The sequence below is a fragment of the Spirochaetota bacterium genome (assembly GCA_026414805.1).
Lineage (GTDB): Bacteria > Spirochaetota > UBA4802 > UBA4802 > UB4802 > UBA4802.
In genome coordinates, this window is sequence record JAOAIH010000093.1 from 4,233 (window position 1) to 9,873 (window position 5,641).

Sequence of the window (5,641 nt, forward strand, 5' to 3'; positions counted from 1 at the left end):
AGATGTGATTGCACTTCAAAATCTAAATATTCAAATGTTTCAGCCTGCAATTGTTTAGGCAACAACCTGAAAATGATAACCTGCTCTTCCTCGGGCAATTCACTAATAAGCTCAGCTAAATCTGCAGGTGCCCATTCACTGAAGACCTCTTTCAATACACTAAACTCTCTTTTTTCAATTAATTCTTTTATTTCAGGCTGAAGTAATGGTGCAATCATCATGGCATGCCTCTGAATATATCTAGATAATATATAGTGTAATAGTGCACAGAATTATCGATAAATATTTTGGGGTATGCACTATTAAATATTTTCGATAGATTTTATACAGGAATAAATATTATCAATTATAAAATAAAAAAGAATAACAATTAATTGTACTAAAACTATTGTATCAGCTATATTTTAATTCTCAAATAAAATATCTGTTTTACGTTTTGTTATTCACCTATGTTTTATCATTTAATATAACAATGAAAGTAAAGCAATACATTTTTTTGCTTACAAGAATTTTATTAGTTTTCCAAACATTAGTACTTTTAATTAATAGCTATTTTTTTCAATATTCATTTAGAAATATATGCCGGCCAAAAACCCAAACTAATGAATCATATCCTGATTCATTCATTACTATTTTTAATTTTATTATTGACTTGTTCATAATTTTAAGATATTAAAAAATGCAAATATATGATTCACAAATCTTTTATATTAAAAGGATTTTAATATGAAAAAGTTATTAGCTGATTTATAATTAGCTGTTTCTATAGTTATTTCTGGTGTGTACACAGAGTCTATGGCAAAGAAAGAAACTTCAGAAAAGAAAACCGAGGTAAAAGTCAAAAAGGAAAAGAGTCAATCACAAGAAAAGAAGGAAAAAGAAACTAAAGTAAAGAAAGAGAAAAAAGAAGAAAAGTCTGAAAGTAAAGCAAAAAAGGAGTCCAAAGATAAGGAAACCCAGAAAAAAGAATCTGAAGATAAAGTAAAAAGTAAAAAGGATCAAAAGTCAGAAAAAGAAAAGAAATCAGATGAAAAAACTAAATATAAACATAAAGAAGCTAAAGAAAATGAGTCAAAAACAGAAAAGAAAGAAAAAAAGATTCAATACAACGAAAAAGAAGATAAATGGGGAGGAAAGGTTATTGGTAAAGATAGCAAAGGAAGAACTATCTATGAAGGACCACGAGGTGGTCATTATTATATAAACGAACATGGTAATAAAACATATATTAAAAAAGATAAAGAATAATATGACTTCAAAGATACCCGGTAATCATTCCGGGTATCTTTTTGTTTTTATAGTGTCTTTTATATATATTATATAATATTATTTTAACTTAAATAAACTCTTTAGATTATCAACCAGATCTGATGGCAACACTACAACATGGCTGCTTTGGGATTCTCCCAGTTTTATCAACCCTTTCACATATTCCATGCCCAGAAGATAAAGCAGCGGATCACCGCCTGTGCTTTTTAGAGATTTTGCTACATACTCAATAGCATTTGCTTCAGCCTGAGCCAATCGTTCCCGTGCTTCAGCATCACGTTGCGCCGCCTCTTTACGAGCTTCTGCTTCCAATATCTGTGCTCTTTTAAAACCTTCAGCTTTTCTTTCCTGTGCTTCCTTCTGTGCTTCGGCTTCAAGAACTGTCGCGCGGCGTTCACGCTCTGCTTTCATTTGCAGCGCCATAGCCTGCTGCAAATCCTGTGGTGGTACAATATCCTTGATTTCAACACGCGTTATTTTAGTACCCCACGAATCTGTAGCTTGATCAAGAATAGTTAACAGTTCGGCATTAATTTTATCACGTGATGATAATGACTGGTCAAGAGTCATTTTTCCCATAATAGAACGCAGGGTGGTAAGAGCAAGATTTGAGATAGCCATCTGCAAATTTTCTATACCATAAAACGCTTTATATGGATCCAGTATTTTATAGAACACAACTCCATCAACTTTGACTGTTGCATTATCTTCGGTTATTATTCCCTGTGGTGGCAAATCAAGAACCTGTTCACGAATATCAATTTTTGCTGCTACCCGTGAGAAAAGTGGGTTAATAAGATTTAATCCAGGTGTAAGTGTTGCAGCATATTTGCCAAAACGCTCCACCAGCCAGTTTTCGGCTTGTGGCACAATTCTCACGCCTTTGTAAATAAGAATCACCACAAGAATGGCTATAGCTACTATTAAACCAGACATAAAAACCTCCATAAAATATATTATTTTGCCTTTTTAACTACCAGTTTTATTCCATCGGCACCTTCTACAACTATTTGTTCATCTTTACAAATTATTTCATTTGACTGAGCTTTCCATAATGTAACTCCATGAAAAGGTTCAAACAATTCTACTTGGCCAATTTGTGGAGGGATAATATCCTGAACACACTTTCCCTTTTTACCTGCCAGTGTAACATCAAGCACATCATCAGCTGTTTTAAATTTTACTTTATTTTTTAAATAACCAAACCATAATGCCAAAAACGCACCTGATGAAATAAAAAAGCAGAACCATTGTGATATTTCAGATTGTAAAATTCCACTATATACCAGTGCAGCTGTAATTAGAGATCCAATTCCAAACCAGAATATAATAAAACCAGGCATTATAATTTCAATTGCCATCAAAATAATACCAATTGCAAGCCATGCAACAGGTGATAGCGTCATACATTTACCCTCTATTAAACTTGTTTTTAGTTATATATTTATTTATATCTATAACCTTTATGGAATATATCGTCAATCATAAAAAAATTAATATTGCACATATCAATTATCATGATATACTGCTTCACATACCAATTAAGGAGGTCTTATGCAAAAACATTTTTTATTATTTCTATCATTATTTGCGATAGCATCTTTAATAAGTTGTGGCACTTCATCTGGCAAGTACAGTGATGTTCGTTCACTTATGGAAGAATCAATTGCTGCGCAGGAGAATTTAATCAAAGATTTTGATGCAGCTACAAATGCTAGTGAAGTTGCAAAAGCTATTAATTCCTATGCTGATGCAATTGAAACATTGCAGCCAAAAATTAAGAAGTTGCAAGCAAAATACCCCGAGCTTAATGACCCAAATGCTCAAATGCCAAAAGAACTGCTTGATCTTGAACAGAAGCAGGCCGCAATAAGTCAAAAGATTGCAACTAGCATGATGGAAAAAATGCCAAAATATGCAACTGACAAAGAAGTTATGAAAGCTTCAATGCGCCTTGCAAAATTAAGCCAGATGTAGGTTAATACTCAGGCAGGGATTAATTCTCTGCCTGAGTATAACATTCAAAAGACAATTAACCAGTTACTATCGCTTATATTAAAATTTTTAACTGATATTCTTGTGGTATATCTACCCTAGTACAGTCATTGGCGTAGGTACGTTCCGGAAGAATTATCAAAGTATTAACTGTGGAATGCAGTGAAAATGGTGCATGATGCCATACTCCTGCTTTCAATACTACTAATGTATACTGTGGCACCACAAATACTTGTATATCATTATACGGATACACATTGTTTTGTGTTGCGGGAGCAACATGAATCAAAATATCCCCATCAAGCGGCAAAATTCCTTCATAACAGGAGCTGTGACATTCAATTTTCTGAATAATAAAATCTCGCTTTTCAACCTGGCAAATTGAAAATGATAGATTCATCATACTGTGTATTGGAATTTGTAAAATATCTCTATAAAACTTTACCGGTGATGCACCAAAATGAATTGAATCAGGATTTTGCATCTTTGCAAAATATCCATAAGGGAAAAAATCGTCAGTTGTAAGTTGTAAAGGTTTTATTGTTCTCATAACCTGCATACCATATAAATTAATAATGTAATTAAGTGTTGCTTACTCCAATTGGCAACTGGTTGCATTATCACTCAATTTTAGCTCTCTCACTGCTTTTATTAATGCCCCCCTGCTGCCAACCACATACAGCACATCATCGCTTTCAATACTATCATCAGCACCTGGATTTGTAATAACAGAATCCCCACGCTTGATTGCAACAACTGAAAATTTATGAACTTTTCGAAGTTGCATCTGACCAATTGTTTTCCCAACAACTGGCGAACCTGGGCATACTCGTATTGCTTGCATGTCAATTTCTGCAATTGGCAAATCCCTATAGATATCCACATGTAATTTTCTTAGCATTGCATACCCTTTGGCACGTATGGATTCAATCATAGCTTCAATATCACTACGCGGAACCCTATAATACTGTAATACTCTTGCAAAAATTTCTATGGATGTTTCATATTCTTCAGGGATGACCTCATTAGCACCTAATTCCATCAGTTCCTTCATATCCCCTACAAATCGTGTACGCACAATAATATGAATATGTGGATTGATGCGTCGAGCCAGTGCAATTATTCTTTTTATAGCACTTCTATCAGCTATTGCTATCACCAAAACCCGTGCAGAAACAATATTCACCTGATATAACAAATCCTCCTGTGAAGCATCTCCGTATATAATATTCTCTCCTTCTTTTTTTTCTTTTTTTACCGTTTCAGGATTCATTTCAACAATGATATATGGAATCTTTATATTTTTAGCAGCAATAGCAACATTCCTGCCATTTATTCCATATCCAACAATGATTATATGGTCTTTTAATGGATGCACTTGTGAACTCTCACTATGTGCAAAACCATACAACACCATTTTAGGAACTGGCAATTTTGTAATAACATCAGCAAAAACCTGAGAATATTTCATTAAGAAGGGACTCAGAACCATTGTTGCCATACTTACTGATAGTACCATCTGGTATTCACCCTGTGTCAATAATGAATACATCATTCCTATCTGTACCAGGATAAACGAAAATTCTCCAATTTGCGCCAGTGATAATCCTGCCAATGCAGCTGTTTTAAGAGGATATCCAATCATCAATATTGCTACTATCACAATCAACAGCTTGATGATGATTATTCCCAGTGACAACCCTGTAATATATACTGCATTTGGCAGTATAAGAAATGGATTCAGTAACATCCCTATCGAAATGAAAAAAAAGCTACTAAATAAATCTCTAAATGGGATAAAAGAACTTATGGTCTGACCACTATACTCTGATTCAGATATAATTATTCCGGCTAAAAATGCACCCAACTCAATTGACAACCCAATTGCATACGTAGCAAGAGTAACACCCAAGCATAATGCTACAACACTTATCATGAATAATTCTCTGTTTCTAGTGCGTGTAATCTCATACAGAAACTTTGGTATTATATACTTTGCAGCAATAAACACAACGATGATAACAGCAACACTTTTTGCCAGTAACAATAGCAGTGTGTAGCTTACAGAATTATCTGATTTGTTTGCAAGGAGAGGTATTAAAAGCATCAAAACTACTGTAGCTATATCCTGAACCAATGCTATTGCCAAGGATATTCTTCCAGAGGGGCTATCGGACAGGGCAAACTCCTGAAGCATTTTTAACACAATAGCGGTACTGCTCAAAGCAACCACAAAGCCAAAAAAAAATGATTTTGCTGCATTAAACCATAATAGCATTACACAAGCAACAACACCAATAGTTATCACAACCTGCAATAATCCTGCAAAAATAGCTTGCCGCAAAGATGCAATTTCGGCAAACGACAATTCAAGACC

Annotated in this window: 7 protein-coding genes; 2 read left to right on the plus strand and 5 right to left on the minus strand. The window is 34.1% G+C overall.

Annotated features, from left to right (window positions below; all coding sequences use genetic code 11):
• Nucleotides 1-218: magnesium transporter (locus N3F66_13780; protein ID MCX8125213.1), on the minus strand; the 218-nt coding region annotated here is incomplete at its 3' end.
• A 577-nt stretch (nt 219-795) separates the two neighbouring features.
• Here N3F66_13780 and N3F66_13785 point away from each other — a divergent pair.
• Entirely contained in the window at nt 796-1,248 is a 453-nt protein-coding gene (locus tag N3F66_13785) for a hypothetical protein (GenBank protein MCX8125214.1), read from the plus strand.
• A 78-nt stretch (nt 1,249-1,326) separates the two neighbouring features.
• Here the strand turns inward: N3F66_13785 and N3F66_13790 are convergent, their stop codons facing one another.
• Both N3F66_13790 and N3F66_13795 read right to left on the minus strand, forming a co-directional pair.
• Nucleotides 1,327-2,205: an SPFH/Band 7/PHB domain protein gene (locus N3F66_13790; protein MCX8125215.1), complete on the minus strand. Its 879-nt coding sequence runs from the start codon at nt 2,203-2,205 to the stop codon at nt 1,327-1,329.
• Nucleotides 2,206-2,225: 20 nt separating this feature from the next.
• The gene (locus N3F66_13795) at nt 2,226-2,675 is read right to left on the minus strand and encodes an NfeD family protein (protein ID MCX8125216.1); all 450 of its coding nucleotides are present in this window, start codon (nt 2,673-2,675) and stop codon (nt 2,226-2,228) included.
• 148 nt (nt 2,676-2,823) lie between these two features.
• Here N3F66_13795 and N3F66_13800 point away from each other — a divergent pair, with 148 nt between their 5' ends.
• A complete protein-coding gene (locus tag N3F66_13800) occupies nt 2,824-3,246 on the plus strand; it encodes a hypothetical protein (GenBank protein MCX8125217.1) in 423 nt (140 codons plus the stop codon).
• A gap of 73 nt (nt 3,247-3,319) precedes the next feature.
• Here N3F66_13800 and N3F66_13805 read toward each other — a convergent pair whose 3' ends face one another.
• Together N3F66_13805 and N3F66_13810 are read right to left on the minus strand one after the other, a co-directional pair.
• Entirely contained in the window at nt 3,320-3,814 is a 495-nt protein-coding gene (locus tag N3F66_13805) for an ureidoglycolate lyase (GenBank protein MCX8125218.1), read from the minus strand.
• Nucleotides 3,815-3,856: 42 nt separating this feature from the next.
• On the minus strand, nt 3,857-5,641 hold a 1,785-nt coding region (locus N3F66_13810), incomplete at its 5' end, for a cation:proton antiporter (GenBank protein MCX8125219.1).

Excerpts from the sequence above, each read along its gene's own strand:
- N3F66_13785 (MCX8125214.1), top strand. The coding sequence starts at position 796 with ATGGCAAAGAAAGAAACTTCAGAAAAGAAAACCGAGGTAAAAGTCAAA.
- N3F66_13790 (MCX8125215.1), bottom strand. The coding sequence starts at position 2,205 with ATGTCTGGTTTAATAGTAGCTATAGCCATTCTTGTGGTGATTCTTATT.
- N3F66_13795 (MCX8125216.1), bottom strand. The coding sequence starts at position 2,675 with ATGACGCTATCACCTGTTGCATGGCTTGCAATTGGTATTATTTTGATG.
- N3F66_13805 (MCX8125218.1), bottom strand. The coding sequence starts at position 3,814 with ATGAGAACAATAAAACCTTTACAACTTACAACTGACGATTTTTTCCCT.
- N3F66_13800 (MCX8125217.1), top strand. The coding sequence starts at position 2,824 with ATGCAAAAACATTTTTTATTATTTCTATCATTATTTGCGATAGCATCT.